Source organism: Cytobacillus oceanisediminis, assembly GCF_022811925.1.
Taxonomy (GTDB): Bacteria; Bacillota; Bacilli; order Bacillales; family Cytobacillaceae; genus Cytobacillus; species Cytobacillus oceanisediminis_D.
Genome location: NZ_CP065511.1, coordinates 2,354,439 through 2,374,852 on the forward strand (window position 1 = coordinate 2,354,439; position 20,414 = coordinate 2,374,852).

Sequence of the window (20,414 nt, forward strand, 5' to 3'; positions counted from 1 at the left end):
AGGAAGCCATGGATAGTTCCATGGCTTTCTTCGTTAGGATCTTAAGAGATCATTTAAAAAGGCATTCATATGTAAAAACGGATTTTTCAGACTAAATAGATAAAGGGGTTTCCATTGTTATCTTGACTGGTAATGATCGATATGTTACTATAAGGTCACATGAAACACGTTACCATTTGGTCACATGTTAATGATGATTATGGAAAGGGTCGATGGAATGGACGATGAATTATCCACCGTTTTTAAAGCATTGGGACATCCGATCCGCAGGGAAATTCTCGATATTCTTAAGATATCGCCAAGAACGACTGGAGAACTAGACGACCATTTTCCTGAAGTCACAAGGTATGCCATTATGAAGCATCTAAATATTTTAGAGGAAGGGAATTTGGTCCTGGTAAGGCGTGAAGGAAAATATAAAAGGCATTTTCTTAATGCGGTACCTCTTCAGGAAGTGCATGAGCGCTGGGTTGACAAATACATGCAATCTACAGCCAGCTCGCTGCTTAATTTAAGGAGGACAGTAAGAGAAAAAGGAGGAGAGAAAACGATGGAATCAACTAAGGATTTTCGCATTGAACAGGAGATCATTCTAGATGCACCACGTGAAGAAGTATTCAGAGCATTAACCGAAAAGGTGGAAGATTGGTGGGAGTTCCGCATAGCTCCAAAAGGAGTAGCTTCCCACTTTACTTTTGAGCCAGTTATAGGCGGCCAATTTATCGAAAAATGGGGCGAAAAAGAAGGTGCAGTGTGGGGGAATGTTTATTATGTGAATGCTCCTGAAGAAATACGGCTGCATGGCCATCTTGGCATGCAGGGAGCGGTAAACAGTGCCTATACGTATCGTCTTCTTGAAAAAGAAGGTGGTACACTGCTTCAGCTTTCCCATACAGCTTCTGGTGTTATTCAGGAGCAATGGGAAGAGGAGCATTCCAAGGGATGGGAATACTTGCTTGGCACCTTATTAAAAAACTACGTAGAAGACAATTAATTTAGGAGGCCGAGATGGTAGATGTTTTTACAGAAATAACAATTAATTGCCCTATTTCACAAGTTGCTGAATATGCCGCTAACCCAGATCATGCTCCTGATTGGTATGTGAATATACAATCTGTTGAATGGAAGACACCAAAACCGCTCCAACTAGGCTCCCAAGTTGCTTTTAAAGCAAAATTTCTTGGCAGGGAGCTTGCTTATGTATATGAAATTGCTGAATTCATTCCTGAAAGGAAAATGGCAATGAAAACTGCAAACGGGCCATTTCCCATGGAAACCATCTATACATGGCAAACTATCGATGAAAACCATACTCAAATGACTTTAAGAAATAAAGGGAACCCAAAAGGCTTTAATAAGATCATGTCTCCATTCATGGCAACCATGATGAGAAGAGCAAACATGAAGGATTTGAAAAAAATCAAAGCCATTCTCGAAAAGTAACTTTTAAAAAAACTTATTGCAGGATCCTATAGACTGATAAGGTGTCTGCCTCAAGCATTCAGAGGCTGGCACCTTATTTTTTATCAATAACAATAAGTATAGAAAAGTGTTACTTGATTGTTATAGGGATTTTGGTTAAGGTAATTACAGATATTAAGGGTCTTTAATGTATTAATAAAGGAGACAGCAAATGAAATATTCAAAAGCCACCAATTATGCATTGCACACAATGGTCTATTTAACTTTAACACCGAAAGGGAGATCCGTTGGCGTTGAACAGCTGGCTAAAATCCAAAATCTTTCGCCGACCTACCTGTCCAAAATTCTTACAAAACTTGTAAAAGCAGGACTGATCGAATCAACTCCTGGTGTTAAAGGCGGATACAGCATTGTAAGTCGTTCTCGTAAAACTTCTTTTTTGGATGTAATTCATGCCATTGAAGGGCACACCACTTTGTTTAATTGTTCTTTGGAGCATGAGGATTTTTCAAATGAAGATTGCCTAATTGAAAAGGTGATGATTGAAGCAGAGAAAAAGATGAAAGATGAGCTGAACAATAAATATATTGCTGATATTGCAAAAGAAATTGAGTTCACAAAGAATCACAAAATGAATTGTAATTAGCCCTGAGAATTTTTTGTTGAATTTATATGAGTTAGGGCAAGGAAATCATAATAGAGTAATAATAAGAGGAAAGGTGCCGATTTATATGTGAATGGTGCCTTTTTAAGTTGTACTTTTTTCAACAAGCATTATAATTATCTTGAAAGCGATTACAAGTTTAAGGAGGATACTATGGGCAGATTAGTTCATTTTGAAGTTCATGTAGATGACATGGAGCGGGCCAAGAAGTTTTATGGCGAGGTATTCGGATGGTCATTTCAGGATTGGAGTGAGTATGCCGGAATGCCTTATTATGGAGCAGTCACTGGAAATGAAGAAGAGCCGGGCATTAACGGTGCTCTGATGCAAAGGCAGGGACCGCCTCCAGAAGCTAATCAAACGTTAAACGGATATGCCTGTACGATGGGTGTGGAGGACTATGATGCAGCTGAAGCCAGAATCCTTGAGAATGGCGGCACTGTCGCATTGCCGAAGTATGCTCTTCCTGGAATGGCATGGCAGGGGTACTATAAGGATACAGAAGGAAATATTTTCGGAATTCACCAGCCGGATGCAAATGCAAAGTAAATTTTTTTGATCTTATAGCATCATATGGATCAATACATAAATGAAAAAAGCCTTCTCAATCGAGAGGGCTTTTTTCACAGAGGAGCCGGTCAAAGGACTTGCTCCTCTATTTTGTTATCAGGCACTGATTTTCACAATCTTGCCTTCCTTGCGTTTCTTTGCATATTCAGCAGTTGCGGTAAATAGAACATCTGAAGACGAGTTAAGGGCCGTTTCACATGAATCCTGAAGAACTCCAATGATGAATCCTACACCTACAACCTGCATCGCGATGTCATTTGGTATTCCGAATAAGCTGGCTGCTAAAGGAATGAGAAGAAGTGATCCGCCTGCAACACCTGAAGCACCTGCGGCAGATACTGCTGCTAATACGCTAAGGATAAGGGCAGTTGCAAAGTCCACTTGAATGCCAAGTGTATGGACAGCTGCAAGAGTCAGAATAGAAATCGTAACAGCTGCACCTGCCATGTTAACCGTGGCGCCCAATGGGATGGATACGGAATAAGTATCTTCATCCAGCCCAAGCTTTTCGCATAAGCTCATATTTACAGGGATGTTTGCTGCTGAGCTGCGCGTAAAGAATGCTGTAATCCCGCTTTCTCTTAGGCATTTAAATACTAGAGGATATGGGTTCCTGCGAATATTTAAGAATACGATAAGCGGATTCACAACAAGAGCAATAAAGAACATGGAACCAAGCAGGATTGCAAGCAGTTTTCCATAATCAAGCAATGCTGAAAGACCATTGGTGACAATCGCATCAAACACGAGACCCATAATCCCGATTGGGGCGAAGCTAATCACCCATTTTACTAGAGTCGAGATGGCATCTGAGAAGTTTGCGAGCATGTTTTTTGTTGTATCAGCAGCTTTTCTTAAAGCCATGCCGAGGAGAATCGCCCAAGCCAGAATACCGATATAGTTGCCGTTGATCAGTGCATTGACCGGGTTGTCCACTACGTTTGTCAGCAGGGTTTTAAGAACTTCTGCTATCCCTCCAGGAGGTGTTACATCCTCAGCTCCGGGAGCAAGTGACAGGGTAACCGGAAAAATGAAGCTCGCAACAACTGCGACAAATCCAGCAAGAAATGTACTTAAACCATAAAGGGCGATAATAGATTTCATATTCGTTTTATGGCCGCTTTTATGCTTGGAAATGGCATGCATTACCAAGAAAAATACCAATATCGGTGCTACAGCTTTTAATGCACCTACAAAAAGAGTGCCGAAGATGGTGATCCATCCCGCTGCTTTAGGAATGGTCAAAGCCAGGGCAATACCTGCAATGATGCCCAGCAGAATTCTTTTTACCAGGCTTATTTGGTTCCACTTGCTGATTGCGTTTTTCATAGAATTCCCTCCGAAGTCATTATTATATAAAAGAGAATAAATGCATTTCACTGTTATTCGACAGTGATATTTGTTAGTTTAACACAAATATTATAAATTGTGCGATAAATTATTATATTGAAATATCTGTTAAATGGCTTTATTTTGGATAGATTGCTGATGCTGTTTGTTTCACTGGTTTATTTTTGTGGAATGATAATAAATAATTCAATACTTTTTTTGCTTGTGGAATAGGAGCCTTTCTATAGCCGCAATCTAAAAATGTACATAAAATCGAAAGATGGGGTACACATCATGACAGGAATTCTATTAGCCCTCATAGCAGCGGTTTCCTGGGGCAGCATTGTATTTGTCAGCAACAAGCTTGGCGGGGATGAGGACAGCCAGACACTGGGTACGACAATAGGAGCCCTGTTATTTGCCATCGCTGTTTATCTTTTCAAGAGGCCGGATTTGTCCAATATTGTTTGGGCAGTCGGCTTCATTTCTGGCTTATTCTGGTCGATCGGGCAGAAAAATCAGTTTGGGGCAGTCCGTTATTTGGGGGTTGCCAAGACAGCTCCAATGTCCACTGGCCTGCAGCTTATAGGAACAACTTTTTTTGGGGTATTCATTTTTAAAGAATGGGAAACAACGATGAGTATTATCATCGGGGTCACCTCTCTGGTCTGCATCATTGTCGGTGCCGTTCTGACTTCTCTGAAACAGGGGGATGACAAGGAACAGGGAAAAAGTCTCAAGAAAGGCCTGCTTGTACTGCTTTTATCGACGGCAGGATTTGTGGGGTATGTCGTATTAATCCGCTGGTTTGAAATTGACGGCTGGTCTGCGATTCTGCCGCAGGCGATTGGGATGGTAACAGGAGCATTCCTCATAACTCTGCGCCGCAAGCCATATAACAAATTTGCTGTCCGGAATATCATTACGGGGCTGATTTGGAGTACGGGGAATCTGGGATTGCTGCTTTCACTGCCGAAGATCGGCGTGGCCACCAGCTTTTCACTCTCTCAGACCGGAATTGTGATATCGACCATTGGCGGGCTTTTCTTTTTAAATGAACGCAAAAGCAAAAAGCAGGTGTTTATGGTTCTCCTTGGCTGTTTGTTTATTATCGCTGGGGGAGTTTTGCTGGGCTTTACGAAAAAATAAAAATAAGGGAGCGGATCTTATGTATCCAAGTCTTGAAGGAAAAGTTGTCGTCATTACCGGCGGAGCGACCGGGCTCGGGAAGGCGATGGCTGAGCGATTCGGTGCTGAAAAAGCGAAGGTAGTCATCAATTATTTCAATGAGGAACAGGAAGTACAGGGGATTATTGAAACAATTGAAAAAGCAGGCGGAAGTGCCTCTGCCATCCAGGGGGATGTTACAAAGGAAGAGGATATTAAAAGAATGATCGCCCATGCAATTAAAACGTTCGGTTCTCTCGACGTCATGATCAATAACGCGGGAATCGAAAATGAAGTCCCATCTGAAGAACTCACCCTGGAGAATTGGAACAAGGTCATTTCGACGAATTTGACGGGACAATTTTTAGGCTGCCGGGAAGCCATTGATTATATGCTGGAAAACAAAATAAAAGGATCGATCATTAATATGTCATCTGTTCATCAGGAAATTCCATGGCCCCATTTTGTTCACTATGCAGCAAGCAAAGGCGGGGTCAAATTGATGACCGAGACTCTTGCTCTTGAATTTGCCCCGCACGGGATCCGGGTGAACTGCATTGCCCCTGGTGCTATTGATACACCGATTAATGCTGAAAAGTTCTCAGATCCTGAATTGAAAAAAGGTGTCCTTGAGCTCATTCCTATGGGCTACATCGGCAAGCCCGAAGAAATCGCAGCTTGTGCAGTGTGGCTGGCTTCCACAGAAGCGAGTTATGTCACCGGACTGACATTATACGCTGACGGGGGCATGACACAATATCCCGGATTCCAGGCGGGAAAAGGATGATGGAAAAAAGCCCTTCTCAATTATGATAGGGGCTTTTGGTTGATACATCTTCGCTTTCGCCGCACGCGGTTAGAAACAAGGCAGACAACAAACCTGCCGCAGCCAATTTTATCAATTTCCTATGTTTCATACTGATCCCTCCAGTTAGTTATCTTGATCTCTACAAGAAAAATAGTAGCATGGAGGGTGCTCAAATTTTTGAGAATGAAAGAAATAAATAAAAAAATCCGGCCACTTAATATGGGCCGGACCTGAAGGGGTAAAGAAAAAGGGCTGTATGATGTTTCGGTACAATTACATTGTAATGCGTAAATGTTAACAAACTATGAACGGGGTGCGGACAAATTATTAAATATCCCCTGTCGCCGTTCGGTTGGTCTCTCCGGCGGGGCAGTTTGCCCAAAGCAATACCAGAGATTACTTATAGAGATTAAAAGATATATATAGCTAAGAATTCCGCCTTTTCGCTGCTATCACTTGAAAAGGCAGGCGCGATATTCCCTGCCTCTCAGTCATTTATTTTCTTTTTTGAGCTTTCATTTTGTTCGCTTCCAGTTCTGCAGCATACTCTTCGTATGTTTTACCCTGCTTCTGGCTTTCGGATTGAATTTTCTTGAACTTGTTATCATTTAGATTCGGCACGTCTACACCTCCCTTTGGACATGAGTATTTTTTTACAAAGGGAAGAACTTTATTCGAACAAATCAATGAGGGAGTTTTTCCTAAAAATGGTTTCATTTCCGTTTCACAGGGTATCATAACACCGGCAGTATTTGTGTTTTGGAAGAACATCCAGTACATAACATTGCAGGTAAATTCGGGTATAGATTCCTAAAGCAGAGGTAAAATATGGTCATAAAATTTAAGGAGGTTCGATTTTGGAAGAGAACAAGGATTTGAATTCTGCAAATGAGCAAGATGTGAAGCGTGAGACGCTGACGACTCGGCAGGGGCATCCTGTTGCTGATAACCAAAACATCCGCACGATTGGCAACCGGGGACCAGCGACCTTGGAGAATTACCATTTCATTGAGAAGATCTCCCATTTTGACAGGGAAGAAGTACCGGAGCGTGTGGTGCACGCAAGAGGAGCCGGGGCATTCGGTTACTTTGAGACTTACGGAAAAGTTGGGGATGAGCCGGTCGAAAAGTATACACGCGCAAAGGTTTTTTCCGGTGCAGGAAAGAGGACTCCCCTAATGGTTCGTTTTTCTACCGTTGCCGGGGCAAAAGATTCACCGGAAACTGCTCGTGATCCGCGCGGCTTTGCAGTAAAAATGTACACCGAGGATGGAAACTGGGATTTAGTCGGCAATAACCTGAAAATCTTCTTTATCCGGGATGCGATGAAATTCCCTGATATGATTCACGCCTTCAAGCCTGATCCGGTTTCAAACGTGTCAAATCCCGAGCGGATGTTTGATTTTGCCTCCAGGACACCTGAGGCCACACACATGATTACATTCCTGTTTTCACCATGGGGAATACCCGCTACATACCGTCACATGCAAGGTTCCGGTGTAAATACGTATAAATGGGTGAATGAAAAAGGGGAAGCGGTACTGGTGAAATATCACTGGGAGCCGAAGCAGGGAATCCGCAACCTGACACAGGAAGAAGCAAGCATTATTCAGGCGAAAAATGTCGGTCATGCCACACAGGATTTATTTGAGTCGATTAAACGGGGAGATTATCCTGAATGGGAGCTATTTGTACAGATTATGGAGGATGATTACCATCCTGAACTGGATTTTGATCCCCTTGATGATACGAAGCTTTGGCCGGAAGATAAGTTCCCTTGGCTTCCTGTTGGCCGTATGGTTCTTGATCGCAATCCAGAAGATTACCATGCAGAGATCGAGCAGGCTGCCTTCGGTACAGGGGTACTTGTTGACGGAATGGATTTTTCCGATGATAAGATGCTGCAGGGCCGGACTTTCTCATATTCCGATACGCAGCGCTATCGCGTAGGGGCGAACTATCTGAAATTGCCGGTGAATGCACCGAAAGCACCTGTGCGCACAAACCAGCAGCGCGGGCAAATGGATACTCGTGACCCGAAAGAGTCTGGAGAAAATCCGCATATTAACTACGAGCCATCGATGAAGGGCGGCTTCAAGGAAGCACCTCAAGAAATGCGCACACCGCATCGGCCAACTTATAATGCGGCAGCCATGAGCGCACCTATCGATCGTCCAAACAATTATGGTCAAGCAGGCCATACCTACCGGAGCTTTGAAGATTGGGAGCGCGATGAACTGATCAAAAACCTATCTGAAGCACTGGCGGTATGTGACAAACGTATTCAGGATGCTATGTTTGAGCATTTCACACAGGCAGATGAAGATTATGGCCGCCGCGTGAAGGAAGGAACCGAGAAAGTCATGAAAGAATTGCTGGCAATGAACGGTGAAGAGCAAGTTCCTGGCCGTGATGCCGGAAGATCTAAATATGGCCAGGGTTCGATCGCTGAGAACCAGGCAGCAAAAGAAGCTGTTGAGAAAAGCCGCGAAACGGATCCATATTAATTATGAAGCTAGGGCTGTCCAGAAGATGGGCAGCTTTTTTTGTCTTCACTTTTTACAATTTTTCAAATGCAGGCAGGTAGGACTTCTTCCCGGTTTTGTAGAATAATCTCCTAAACTATATAGCCAGAGGTGTCGAATGAAACCAATTATAGGGGTTACATCAAATTTAGATGACAAGCAGCTTTCCGTTTCAATGGAAATTATCCATTCTTTATTAAACGCTGGGGCCGTTCCGGTTGTTTTGCCTAATCTGCTGGAAGATGACAAAATTGAAAAATTAGCTGAAGAGCTGGATGGGCTGCTTCTTACTGGTGGAGGGGACATCGATCCGACTCTATTTGGTGAAGAACCCCATCAAAATCTGGGAAGCATCTGTCCGGAAAGAGACACGTTTGAAATCAGCATTATTCAAAAAATGCTGGCTCTTGATAAACCAATTTTAGCCATATGCAGGGGCTGCCAAATCCTCAGTATTGCTGCTGGGGGCGATATGTATCAGGACATCTATTCCCAGATGGGCGTACCCCTTTTACAGCATGTCCAAAAAGCACCCCGATGGCATGCGTCCCACTTTGTGAATGTAAATAGAGATTCTCTTCTGCACAGAGTCACTGGCGCGGAAAACTTTAAGGTAAACAGCTATCATCATCAGGCTGTCCGCAAAATGCCTGAAAACTTTGAGGTATGTGCAGAAGCAAATGATGGAGTCATTGAGGCATTTGAGAGTAACAAGCATAGCTTTGTATTAGGGGTACAGTGGCACCCTGAATGCATGACACAAAAGAATGATGACCCATCCATAGCTATTTTTGAGGCATTTATAAAGGCTTGCAAACATGAAAACTAGAAGGTAAAAAGCCGTCGCATTTTTTAAATTTGCGGCGGCCTTTTCATAGCCCTTCTTCCAAATAAGTCTCCGCACCGGCGATAAACTCCCGGACCGCAAACGATAAGTACTTATCTTTTTTCCAGATCATCCCGAGCTCCAAATTTACAGCAGATTCAGAGATTGGCAGAACCACCAGGTCTTTGCAGTTTATATTTTGACAGATTTTGCTTGGCAGCATTGTGATTCCCAGTTTTCCTTCAACCATTCCCAGCAGGAAGTCCTTTTGCGAGCTTTCACAGACGATATTGGGCTGAAAGCCGCTTTTCGAGCATTCCTCTATAATCAGGTCGTAAAGGGTGAAATCCTTCCGATAGAGAATAAAGGGCTCATTTGACAATTGTGAAAAGTGTACCTCACTTTTTGAAGCCAGCGGATGTTCACGGTGGACAATGAGCATTAAGGGGTCCTTTAGAACATTAATAATTTCAAAGCTGCTGCCTTGTGCAGGCACCGTGCAAATAAGGCCAATATCCAATGTACCATCGTCTACTCCCTTTTTTATCTTTTTGGTGCCGACTTCTGTCAATTTTATTTCGATCAATGGAAACTTCTCTTTATATTGGCTGATGAGCTTCGAAAAAAAAGCGGCTCCTACAATAGGAGGGATGCCGATTTTGATTTCACCGCTCTTCAGTTCCGTCACATCTGTTAACTCCAAAGTCAGGTTTTTAAATGCGTCCAGCACTTTCTTTGCATTGATCAACACCGCTTTTCCCGCATCTGTTAATTCCAGCTGCTTCGATGACCGGTAAAATAGCGGCACTCCTAATTCGCCTTCGAGGTTTTTTATGGCTTTGCTGATGGAGGGCTGGGTGACATGCAAGGTCTGGGACGCTTTTGTGAAGCTTAAGTGCTGAGCTACTTCAGCAAAATATTCTAAATGCCGTATATCCAACGATCTCACTCCTGTCATATAACCAAAAGGCATAATGATTATAGATTATATGTATTTCATTTATGGATACCACTCATTATATAATAATCTACAACAATATAATACTGAAAATTAACAATATTCAATAAGGGGAGATGGTTAAGATGGATTTACAGAAAGAATCTTTATTGCTTCATGAGAAGTTTCAAGGGAAGTTAACAGTCGATGTGAAAATGCCGCTGAACAGCATGAAGGATTTAAGCTTAGCCTATTCCCCCGGAGTGGCAGAGCCGTGCCGGAAAATTCATGACCAGCCTGATAAAGTCTATGATTATACGATAAAAGGCAATTTAATCGCCGTTGTCTCTGATGGAACATCGGTGCTCGGACTTGGCGATATTGGCCCTGAAGCCTCTATGCCCGTCATGGAGGGGAAGGCAGCCCTGTTTAAAGCTTTTGCAGGGATTGATGCCGTTCCGATTTGCCTTGATACGAAGGATCCTGAAGAAATTATTAAAACAGTCAGGCTGCTGCAGCCTTCGTTTGGCGGCATCAACCTGGAAGATATCGCAGCACCCAATTGCTTCTACATTGAAGAACGCCTGAAGCAGGAAATGAATATCCCCGTCTTTCATGATGACCAGCATGGAACAGCAATCGTAACGGCTGCCGGTTTAATAAACGCTCTAAAGCTTGTGGATAAAAAAATGAATGATATAAAAGTCGTAATAAATGGCGCTGGTGCCGCAGGAATCGCGATTATCAAGCTGCTCCTAAATATGGGTGTAAAAGATATCATCATGTGCGATACAAAAGGAGCGATTTATGAAGGAAGGCAGGACCGGATGAACCCTGTCAAAGAGTCTGTGGCGAAGATCACCAATTCAGCCAAACGCCAGGGTCCGCTTGAAGATGTTATCATCGGCGCTGATGTGTTTATCGGGGTATCATCTGCAGGTGCCTTAACAAAGGAAATGGTCCAGACAATGAGTCAGGATTCCATTATTTTCGCCATGGCCAATCCTGTTCCTGAAATCATGCCGGAAGAGGCGAAAGCGGCAGGCGCCAAGGTGGTTGGAACAGGCCGTTCCGATTTGCCGAACCAGGTGAACAATGTCCTGGCATTCCCGGGGATTTTCAGAGGAGCTTTGGACGTAAGGGCTACTGAAATTAATGAAGAAATGAAGATGGCGGCTGTCAAAGCCATCGCTGGATTAATCGACGCTACAGACTTATCATCGGATTATGTAATCCCAGGACCGCTCGACAGCCGAGTTGTCCCGGCTGTAAGGGATGCAGTAGTAAAAGCCGCCCAGGAAACAGGTGCTGCCCGGATCGAAATCATAAAGAGCCAAACAGTAAGCCAATAGACTGAACTTTCCATTTGGAGGCATGTTCAAGAGAAGTTAATCATAGTATCCAAAATATAAAGTTGCTGGTTTTGCCATTGGGATTGATTTTATCACTTTCGTCACTCTGAATTCATTTAAAAAGGAGATTGATACCGATGAAAGTATACGAAGTAATTGAGGCGCAGGAAATGTTCCGTGGTGAAATCATTGAAGACTATTACATTATTTATGAGCAAACAGAAAACAAAGTCTTTGAAAGTCGTAACAATCATCTGTTTCAGCAGGAAAGATTTTTAGAAGAGACAGTTAATGTCTTTAAAGGCAACCCGCATTCCACCCTAAAAAAAGTAAAAACCTATCCCATTCGCCACCTTGCATTTGGAGATATCCGCGAAACAATCAGAAAAGACTTTCCGGGCCTCTTTAAGAACCTGAACAGATCTCTCGCATAATAACAGGCAGCCTCTATTTGCTGGAGGCTGTCTTTTTTTATAAAACCCCATAATGGAAAAATAACCTATCTATCTGTATGATGGTATAACGGTAAAAAGAAAACTTCGGCAAGGCTGTTTTTCAGTAAAATATTTAGGGAATAATCCAGATGTGAACTTTTTAGAGGGGTGGAGCAATGATTCAATTTGACAATGTGTCAAAACAGTATGGGGATGGAACCAAGGCTGTTGATTCAATTAATTTACATATAAAAGAAGGCGAGTTCTTCGTTATTATCGGTCCGAGCGGCTCTGGAAAAACTACCGTTCTGAAAATGATTAATAGACTGATTCCTTTGACTTCAGGAACGATATCCATTAAAGGCAAACGGATAAGTGACTATGACATTCATGAGCTCCGCTGGGATATTGGATATGTCCTCCAGCAGATTGCCCTTTTTCCTCACATGACAATTGGGGAAAACATCGCGATCGTACCGGAGCTAAAGAACTGGGAACAGGGGAAAATCAAAGAACGGATTGATGAGTTATTGGAAATGGTCGGATTGGAGCCTGACATCTACCGCAGCCGAAAGCCGCATGAACTCTCAGGGGGACAGCAGCAAAGAGTGGGTGTAACAAGAGCGCTGGCAGCCAATCCGCCCATCATCCTGATGGACGAGCCTTTTAGTGCGCTGGATCCCCTTAGCAGGGAAAAGCTTCAGGATGACCTAATCCATCTTCAGAAAAAAATAAAGAAAACAATCGTCTTTGTCACACATGATATGAAGGAAGCTTTAAAGCTCGGTGACCGGATTTGCGTCATGAAGGACGGGGAAATCGTCCAAATTGGCACGCCAGAAGAGCTGCTTGCTAATCCGGAGAACGAATTTGTCCGGCAGTTTGTCGGGGAAGAGCAGGGACCGTACATAGAGGGATTCAGCCTTCATGATATCCTCCTGCCGAATTTAGAAACCGAACAGAACGGGGCAATCATTTCCGTCTCGGCTACACTGGAAGAAACGCTTAGCTTATTGGCCGCTCATGAAGAACTTGCTGTGGAAGAGGGCGGAAACATCATTGGAATGGTTAACAGACAGGCTGTTATTCGTAAGCTGGCTGGCAGCACACAGAAAGAGGTGAGGTCATGAACACCTTCAGCTCTGTTTTTAATGAAAGGAAAGGGCAATTATTAAGTGTGCTTATTGAGCATATACAGATTTCGCTTATTGCTTTGTTTTTTGCAGTTCTGATTGCGATTCCGCTAGGGATTTATTTGACAAAAAAACAAAAAATCGCAGAAGGGATCATTGGAGTGACGGCCGTATTGCAGACTGTTCCATCATTAGCCTTGCTTGGCCTTTTGATTCCCATGTTCGGCATTGGGAAAGTTCCGGCGATTATCGCATTAGTCGTATATGCACTTCTTCCCATTCTAAGAAATACATATACAGGCATTAAGGAAGTGGATGATTCCATTATCGAAGCGGCTCGGGCAATGGGAATGAACAGGCGGAAAAGGCTCATGAAGGTCGAGCTTCCTCTCGCCATGCCGGTTATTATGGCCGGTATCCGGACGGCTATGGTGTTAATCGTTGGCACGGCTACTCTTGCTGCATTAATTGGAGCAGGAGGCTTGGGAGAACTGATTCTCCTTGGAATCGACCGGAACAACACGGCCCTGATCGTTCTTGGGGCCATACCTGCTGCCATATTGGCAATCCTTTTTGATATGCTGCTGCGCCGCTTCGAGGATATGTCATTTAAAAGATCACTCACTGCGCTGGGGGTATTCATCGGTGCGATGATATTGGTTATGGCGATTCCTTTACTGACAAATAAATCGGATGAAAATCTTGTCATTGGCGGAAAGCTTGGTTCAGAACCGGAGATCCTTATCAATATGTACAAATTACTGATTGAAAATGAAACGGATCTTAACGTGGAATTACAGCCTGGATTAGGAAAAACGTCTTTTGTCTTCAATGCACTTAAGTCAGGAAGCATCGATGTGTATCCTGAGTTTACCGGTACAGCCATTGCGGAATTTTTAAAAGAGACAGCGGTAAGCACCGACCGTGGAGAGGTTTATGAGCAGGCGAGAAAAGGGATGAAGGATCAATTCAACATGGAGCTGTTAGAACCGATGGCTTACAATAATACGTATGCTTTGGCAGTGCCAGAACAATTGGCTGAGGAATATAGCCTGCAATCTATTTCAGATCTAAAAGCAGTCGAGCAAAACATAAAAGCAGGCTTCACTCTTGAATTCTCGGATCGGGAAGATGGCTATCGGGGCATTCAAAAGCTTTATGGCGTGGATTTTCCAACTGTTTTAACCATGGAGCCTAAGCTGCGCTATGGAGCCATCGAAAAAGGCGAAATCAACCTAGTGGACGCTTATTCTACAGATAGTGAAATCGCAAGGTATAACCTTACTGTCCTGGAGGATGACAAAAATCTGTTTCCTCCTTATCAGGGTGCCCCATTGCTAAGAGCTGAAACAGCCGAAGAACATCCCGAATTGGTCAAAGCCTTAAACAAACTGAGCGGTAAAATCAGTGACGATGAAATGCGTCAAATGAATTATAAAGTCAATGTTGAAGGGGCAAGTGCTGAAGAAACAGCCCTGGAGTATTTGGAGAAGGAGGGGCTTCTGAAGTAGTCCTCGAAAACCGTCTGGAGGAAATCCGGGCGGTTTTTGCATGATGAGATGTTTTAAATCATGCCCAAATATCATACACATTTCTTAATCGCACTTGTGTTTAAGGAGATGATGGTATGCAATATGAGATGGAAAAAGCTAACCTGCTCGCTGAAAATATTAAGGATTTTATTGCGTTCATTAATAAAAATCTCGAAAGAAATATCTTTTATATGGACACAGACAAATTACAGCAAATCAAATTGATTGCTGAAGACTTTAAGTTTCATATCCTCGCAAATGAGCTGTTTAGAATCAATCGCTTTGTCTGGGATCCAAAGTACTCTATTTATTTGGTGAATCGGTTTGTAGAAGGGCTCACCATTATTGATGAATATGTACAAAGAAACTATAACAGCCTGTTTATGGTGTCTGGAAGATTATATACATTGAAGAATCTCAGTTCTTTATTCAGCAATGAGTAAACAGTCAGAGCTGCTCCTATTTTCATGATTCCAAAGAGTTTTAGTATGGAAGGAAATATTGCCTCTCTTCATTTTTCACTATTTGGATTATAATAGTATAAGTTCATTCTTTTATTTTAAACAATTAGGGGTATGAAAATGGAGAAGCACAAGATCTTAAGAATTCTGGAAAAAGAATTAGTGGTTGCCCTTGGATGTACGGAACCTGTTGCAATTGCACTCGCAGCAGCCATGGCAAAGAGCCATGCAAAAGGGGAAATAAAAGAGCTTTGCTTAAAAGCGAGCGGAAACATCATCAAAAATGCAAAATCAGTCGGAATTCCCGGCATGAATTCCTATGGTCTTGATTTCGCAGCGGCAATCGGCGCTGTGGCTGGGGACCCTGCAAGAAAGCTGGAAGTATTAGAGGGAGTGGGGCCTGAAGATGAGCTTCTGGCGCTGAAACTTATTGAAGAAGGAAAAGTTACTTCCCTCCAGGCGGAGACACCGAAAAGGCTTTATATCGAAGCGGTATTAAAAACAGATATGCAGACTTCCAGAGTGGTAATCTCTGATAACCACAGCAATATTACTTTAATTGAGGTTGATGGTGAGATTATCTACCAGGGCGGATGTGAAAATATAGGAATCCAATCTGAAGAAGATGAATTAATTGCACTCACCATTGATGAGATATATGAATGGGTGCTTAGTGTGGAAATCAGCTCCCTATCACTTATAAAAAAGAGTATTGAGCTCAATCGGGTCATTGGAATGGAAGGCCTATCGGGCGAGTATGGCCTAAAGGTAGGGAAAACGATAAAGAGGAATGTGGAAATGGGCATCTTGTCGGATGATATTGCTACTGCGGCAATGTCTTTGGCTGCAGCTGGATCAGATGCGAGAATGGCAGGATCCACACTTCCTGTTATGGCAAACACCGGAAGCGGCAACCAGGGAATCGCAGTCACACTTCCAGTTGTTGCTGCTGCAGAAAGACTTAAGGTTACAGAGGAAAAAATGATTCGGGCAGTTGCACTCAGTCATCTGATAACCATCCATATAAAATCCAAATTTGGCCGGCTTTCGGCTTTATGCGGTGTAACTGCTGCAGGTATGGGGGCAAGTGCAGCCATCGTGTATTTGCTTGATGGACAGCTTCAGCAAATCAAAGCAGCCATTCAAAACACAATCGGGAATGTTTCCGGAATGATCTGTGACGGAGCAAAAGCCGGCTGTGCCATGAAAGTGTCTACCTGTTCCAATGTAGCTGTGCAGTCTGCCCTTCTTGCACTCAACGATCAGGAAATCAAATCAACCGATGGATTTATTCACGATGATGTTGAAAAAAGTATCGAGAGTTTCTGTAAATTAGGAAATGAAGGAACCCGTCATACGGATGAGCTGATTTTGAAATTGATGATGGAGAAATAAACAGCCAAAAGAGGCCCCTTTCTTTAAGAAATGGGCCTTTTTGGTGCGGTAAATGAACATGTGCGAATTACGAAATCATCCCTCGTCGGAACATCTCCGCAATTGCCTGTGTCCGGTTTTGAGCTCCCAGTTTCCTGATAGCTGTTTTAATATACTGGTTGATGGTAACTTCACTGATAAACATGGAATCAGCCATTTCCTTTATGCTTTCCCCCCAGGAAATCCTCTTCATGACCTCCATTTCTCTTCTGCTTAATAGCCGGGCATCTTCTTTTCCTTCCGTTTTTTCAAGGGTTTTTCCTATGTGCTGACCAAATTGGGTATAAGAAGAAAGCTGCTGATCAGAAATTTTTCCATGCTCATCAAATTCGTTTGTGCAAATATAGCCGATGGGAACAGCGCCAAAGCAGATGGGGATAGCCAGGAAGGAGTTGACATTGGAAGTTGTTATGTATTTGATGTTTATTTGCTTTAGGTATTCAATCCCCGAACAATATTTTGCTTTTCTTTCATAGAGGGCGGAGTAAATAAGCGGCAATGAACGAATATCATCCCTGATATCTCTGATATGTATTAATCCGTGGCACGTAATAGCGATGATTCCTTCACCAATAAAACCTAAAGGTGAATACCGGAATAAATAGGCATTTTTAACAGGAAAAATGTTCATATAAACCTCTAGAATTTTATACAGTTTTTCTTCATGACTCTCGATATCTTCTAAATTCTGGATATTACCCAATATGGTAGATTCTATTGCCATATTAACACCTTCCTTATAGGGATATTATATATAGAAAATTGTGAATATTCAATACAAATGAATGATAGTAAGCTTAAGATAGAGTAAAAATATAAGTCCTGGAGAGGAGGCACTTTTTAAAAAGAAAAATGTAATCGCTTTCAATTAAATTAATATCATGAGGAGGAAGAAAGTATGTCATCATTTCAAAAATCGAACTCTCTCACGGATTTTGATGCTGTCGTCGTAGGGGCTGGTTTTTCTGGATTGTATATGCTGCATCGTTTGCGGGAGGCCGGTTTTTCCACCCGGGTATTTGAAGCAGGCGATAATGTCGGTGGGACATGGTATTGGAATCGGTATCCCGGCGCAAGATGCGATGTTGAAAGCATCTACTATAATTACACTTTTTCTGAGGAACTATTGAAAGAATGGAGCTGGTCGGCAAAATACGCCGAACAGCCTGAAATACTAAGCTACATAAATTATGTAGCAGATAAGTTTGATCTGCGGCGTGATGTGCAGTTCAATACAAGGGTGCAATCCGCGCAATTTGACGAAAAGAAAAATAGGTGGGACGTCCAATTAAATAATGGTGAAAAGGTTTCTGCCCAATATTTTATTACAGCTGTAGGGTGCTTGTCAGCGTCCAATGTACCTAAATTTAAAGGGCTGGAAAACTTTAAGGGCGAATGGCATCATACCGGGCACTGGCCGCATGAAGGAGTGAATTTCCAGGGCAAGCGCGTTGGCATCATTGGCACAGGGTCCAGCGGTATCCAGGCAATCCCTGTCATTGCAAAAGAAGCCAAGCACCTGACCGTATTCCAGCGGACCCCGCAGTACAGCAGCCCAGCCAGGAATACGCCGAATGATCCTGAACACATGAAAAATATACGGAAAAATTACAGGGAAATCAGAGCGAAAATGCGCCATTCCATTACCGGCATACCGGAGGAGCCAAGAAACATTTCCGTGTTTGATGAATCTCCTGAAGAACGGCAAAAAGTTTTTGAAGAAGCCTGGCAAAAAGGAGGTCTGCTAAATCTTACTTACACATATAATGACTTGTCCATTACTCCTGAAGCCAATGCCATCGTGGCGGAGTTCATCCGCTCTAAAATCCGCCAGACAGTCATAAAGCCAGAAGTGGCTGAAAAACTCCTTCCAAGGTTCTATTACGGCACCAAACGCACCATCATTGATACAGATTATTTCGAGACCTATAACCGGGATAACGTATCGCTGGTGGATGTTAAAGAAGCGCCGATTCAGGAGATTACCGCAACAGGGGTTAAGACTGCGGATGCTGAATATGAGCTTGACATGATTGTGTTTGCCACAGGATTTGATGCGATGACTGGACCGCTGTTTAAAATCGATATCCGCGGAAAAGACGGCTTCTCCCTTAAGGAAAAATGGGCTGCCGGCTCACATACTCGAACCTATCTAGGCCTAGGCACAGCAGGTTTCCCGAACATGTTCATGCTGACCGGACCTGAGAGTCCATCCGTATTGAGCAATATGATGGTTTCGATTGAGCAGCATGTGGAATGGGTATTTGATTGCATCAGCTATATGCGCGAACAAAACCAGGCTGTCATTGAAGTCAAGGAAGAGGCGGAAAATACATGGAGCAAGCACTGCCGTGAAATCGCCGATCAGACTTTATTTACCAAAACAGACTCCTGGTACATGGGTGCCAATATTGAAGGAAAAGCCCGCGGCTTCCAAATCTATCTTGGCGGTGTTGGAACCTACCGAAAGATTTGTGATGAAGTCGCAGAAAAAGGCTATGAAGGTTTTATCCTGACAGCCTCTGAAAAAAGTGCTGTGAATTAAGTGGGTATAGATAGGGCAGGCATTACTCCTGCCCTGTCTATAAATATATTAATAGGGGGAAAATAATTATGGCATTAGATCCGCAGGCAAAATTTTTATTGGAACAGATGGAGGCAGCAGGAGCTCCGCCGATGAGCCAGCTATCACCGGAGGAAGCCCGCCTTACCATAGATTTCAGCGCTCTGGCAGGAGAACCGGAGGAAGTAGGGAAGATTGAAAATAGAAAAATTGCTGGACCGGGAGGAGAAATACCTGTCCGAATTTATACTCCTAAAGGAGAAGGTCCATTTCCTGCGCTCGTATACTATCACGGCGGCGGCTGGGTAATCGGTGACCTGGAGACAGTAGAGGTTCCTTGCAGGCTATTAACGAATCTGGCAAATTGCGTGGTCATTTCTGTGAATTACAGACTGGCTCCAGAGCATAAATTCCCTGCCGCTGCGGATGATTCGTATGCTGCAGTTAAGTGGGTGGCTGAAAATGCAGCATCCATTGGAGTGGATCCAAGCCGCATTGCCGTCGGCGGCGACAGTGCAGGCGGAAACCTTGCAGCCGTTGTTGCCCTCATGGCTAGAGACAAGGGCGAAATCTCACTTGCCTATCAGATGCTGATCTACCCGGTAACCAACCATTCCTATGCTACAGAATCCTATACTGAAAACGCAGACGGCTATCTGTTAACGAAAGACAGCATGGAATGGTTCTGGAATCATTATTTGCTGAATGAAGAGGATGGAAAAAATCCATATGCCTCTCCACTGCAGGCAAAAGACCTAAGCGGACTGCCGCCGGCATTGGTGTTAACGGGAGAATTTGACCCGCTGCGCGATGAGGGTGAAGCCTATGCTGAGCGTTTAAAAGAAGCCGGCGTCCAGGTTGAAACCAAACGATATGACGGCATGATCCATGGATTCTTTTGGATGCCAGGTGTACTGGAGCAGGGAAGAAAATCAATTGAGCAGGCGGCAGATGCTTTAAAGCGTGTGTTCCAGGACAGTGTCGCTTCGAAATAATAGATATGCAGATTGGACACTTCTGATTGGGGAGTGTCCTTTTTTGTGTTATTTTGTAAATTAATTAATTGCTAGATTTTCTGAAGAGATCATGGCAACTATAAGTGAAATAAATGGTCGCCATGGAGAGTTCATGAAGACGAAAGTTTAAGCGAGGAAAAGAAAACGGTCGCCATAGAGCGTTCATGAAGACGAAAACGGAAGGGAGGAAAGGAAAACGGTCGCCATAGAGTGTTCATGACGACGAAAACAGGAGGGAGGA

Annotated in this window: 20 protein-coding genes; 16 read left to right on the forward strand and 4 right to left on the reverse strand. The window is 43.3% G+C overall.

The features are described from left to right. The first annotated feature begins 217 nt into the window (after positions 1-217). The 4 genes from IRB79_RS12000 to IRB79_RS12015 all read left to right on the forward strand — a co-directional run bounded on the left by IRB79_RS12000 (position 218) and on the right by IRB79_RS12015 (position 2,635). On the forward strand, positions 218-994 hold the full coding sequence (locus IRB79_RS12000; RefSeq protein WP_243508625.1) for an SRPBCC domain-containing protein: 777 nt from the start codon (positions 218-220) through the stop codon (positions 992-994). Positions 995-1,008: 14 nt separating this feature from the next. Next, positions 1,009-1,443 (forward strand): SRPBCC family protein, encoded by a 435-nt coding sequence (locus IRB79_RS12005; protein ID WP_243508626.1) that lies wholly within the window; start codon positions 1,009-1,011, stop codon positions 1,441-1,443. 190 nt (positions 1,444-1,633) lie between these two features. Continuing rightward, positions 1,634-2,068 (forward strand): Rrf2 family transcriptional regulator, encoded by a 435-nt coding sequence (locus IRB79_RS12010; RefSeq protein WP_243508627.1) that lies wholly within the window; start codon positions 1,634-1,636, stop codon positions 2,066-2,068. 171 nt (positions 2,069-2,239) lie between these two features. Next, positions 2,240-2,635 carry a VOC family protein gene (locus IRB79_RS12015; protein ID WP_243508628.1) on the forward strand — a complete coding sequence of 132 codons (396 nt, stop codon included), beginning with the start codon at positions 2,240-2,242 and terminating at the stop codon, positions 2,633-2,635. Between the two features lie 117 nt (positions 2,636-2,752). Here the strand turns inward: IRB79_RS12015 and sstT are convergent, their stop codons facing one another. After that, complete coding sequence (gene sstT, locus IRB79_RS12020) at positions 2,753-3,985, reverse strand: serine/threonine transporter SstT (RefSeq protein ID WP_243508629.1); 1,233 nt, start codon at positions 3,983-3,985, stop codon at positions 2,753-2,755. A 294-nt stretch (positions 3,986-4,279) separates the two neighbouring features. Between sstT and IRB79_RS12025 the strand changes: the two genes are divergently transcribed. Then, positions 4,280-5,134, forward strand: a complete 855-nt coding sequence (locus tag IRB79_RS12025) for a GRP family sugar transporter (RefSeq protein ID WP_243508630.1) — start codon at positions 4,280-4,282, stop codon at positions 5,132-5,134. Between the two features lie 19 nt (positions 5,135-5,153). Next, entirely contained in the window at positions 5,154-5,939 is a 786-nt protein-coding gene (locus IRB79_RS12030) for a glucose-1-dehydrogenase (RefSeq protein ID WP_243508631.1), read from the forward strand. A 516-nt stretch (positions 5,940-6,455) separates the two neighbouring features. Here IRB79_RS12030 and IRB79_RS28030 read toward each other — a convergent pair. Further along, the gene (locus IRB79_RS28030) at positions 6,456-6,581 is read right to left on the reverse strand and encodes a hypothetical protein (protein WP_258549827.1); all 126 of its coding nucleotides are present in this window, start codon (positions 6,579-6,581) and stop codon (positions 6,456-6,458) included. Between the two features lie 236 nt (positions 6,582-6,817). Here IRB79_RS28030 and IRB79_RS12035 point away from each other — a divergent pair, with 236 nt between their 5' ends. Both IRB79_RS12035 and IRB79_RS12040 read left to right on the forward strand, forming a co-directional pair. Further along, complete coding sequence (locus IRB79_RS12035) at positions 6,818-8,467, forward strand: catalase (RefSeq protein WP_243508632.1); 1,650 nt, start codon at positions 6,818-6,820, stop codon at positions 8,465-8,467. Between the two features lie 136 nt (positions 8,468-8,603). Next, entirely contained in the window at positions 8,604-9,314 is a 711-nt protein-coding gene (locus IRB79_RS12040) for a gamma-glutamyl-gamma-aminobutyrate hydrolase family protein (RefSeq protein WP_243508633.1), read from the forward strand. Between the two features lie 43 nt (positions 9,315-9,357). Here the strand turns inward: IRB79_RS12040 and IRB79_RS12045 are convergent, their stop codons facing one another. Further along, the gene (locus tag IRB79_RS12045) at positions 9,358-10,251 is read right to left on the reverse strand and encodes a LysR family transcriptional regulator (RefSeq protein WP_243508634.1); all 894 of its coding nucleotides are present in this window, start codon (positions 10,249-10,251) and stop codon (positions 9,358-9,360) included. A 143-nt stretch (positions 10,252-10,394) separates the two neighbouring features. Between IRB79_RS12045 and IRB79_RS12050 the strand changes: the two genes are divergently transcribed. From IRB79_RS12050 to IRB79_RS12075, 6 genes are all read left to right on the forward strand, one after another. Further along, positions 10,395-11,600, forward strand: coding sequence for an NADP-dependent malic enzyme (locus tag IRB79_RS12050; protein ID WP_243508635.1), 1,206 nt, complete (start codon positions 10,395-10,397; stop codon positions 11,598-11,600). A gap of 137 nt (positions 11,601-11,737) precedes the next feature. After that, positions 11,738-12,034: a hypothetical protein gene (locus IRB79_RS12055; protein WP_243508636.1), complete on the forward strand. Its 297-nt coding sequence runs from the start codon at positions 11,738-11,740 to the stop codon at positions 12,032-12,034. Between the two features lie 176 nt (positions 12,035-12,210). After that, on the forward strand, positions 12,211-13,164 hold the full coding sequence (locus tag IRB79_RS12060) for an ABC transporter ATP-binding protein (RefSeq protein ID WP_243508637.1): 954 nt from the start codon (positions 12,211-12,213) through the stop codon (positions 13,162-13,164). Continuing rightward, a complete protein-coding gene (gene opuFB, locus IRB79_RS12065) occupies positions 13,161-14,678 on the forward strand; it encodes an osmoprotectant update ABC transporter permease/substrate-binding subunit OpuFB (RefSeq protein WP_243508638.1) in 1,518 nt (505 codons plus the stop codon). Before IRB79_RS12060 ends, opuFB begins: the two co-directional genes overlap by 4 nt. A gap of 116 nt (positions 14,679-14,794) precedes the next feature. Further along, positions 14,795-15,142: a hypothetical protein gene (locus IRB79_RS12070; RefSeq protein ID WP_243508639.1), complete on the forward strand. Its 348-nt coding sequence runs from the start codon at positions 14,795-14,797 to the stop codon at positions 15,140-15,142. A 138-nt stretch (positions 15,143-15,280) separates the two neighbouring features. After that, positions 15,281-16,555, forward strand: coding sequence for an L-cysteine desulfidase family protein (locus IRB79_RS12075; protein WP_243508640.1), 1,275 nt, complete (start codon positions 15,281-15,283; stop codon positions 16,553-16,555). A 67-nt stretch (positions 16,556-16,622) separates the two neighbouring features. Here the strand turns inward: IRB79_RS12075 and IRB79_RS12080 are convergent, their stop codons facing one another. Further along, the gene (locus IRB79_RS12080; protein ID WP_243508641.1) at positions 16,623-17,318 is read right to left on the reverse strand and encodes a response regulator transcription factor; all 696 of its coding nucleotides are present in this window, start codon (positions 17,316-17,318) and stop codon (positions 16,623-16,625) included. Between the two features lie 174 nt (positions 17,319-17,492). On the opposite strand from IRB79_RS12080, the gene IRB79_RS12085 reads away from it, so the two are divergent. Beyond that, positions 17,493-19,139 carry a flavin-containing monooxygenase gene (locus IRB79_RS12085; protein ID WP_243508642.1) on the forward strand — a complete coding sequence of 549 codons (1,647 nt, stop codon included), beginning with the start codon at positions 17,493-17,495 and terminating at the stop codon, positions 19,137-19,139. Positions 19,140-19,207: 68 nt separating this feature from the next. Further along, entirely contained in the window at positions 19,208-20,152 is a 945-nt protein-coding gene (locus IRB79_RS12090) for an alpha/beta hydrolase (RefSeq protein WP_243508643.1), read from the forward strand. The last annotated feature ends 262 nt before the right edge of the window (positions 20,153-20,414 follow it).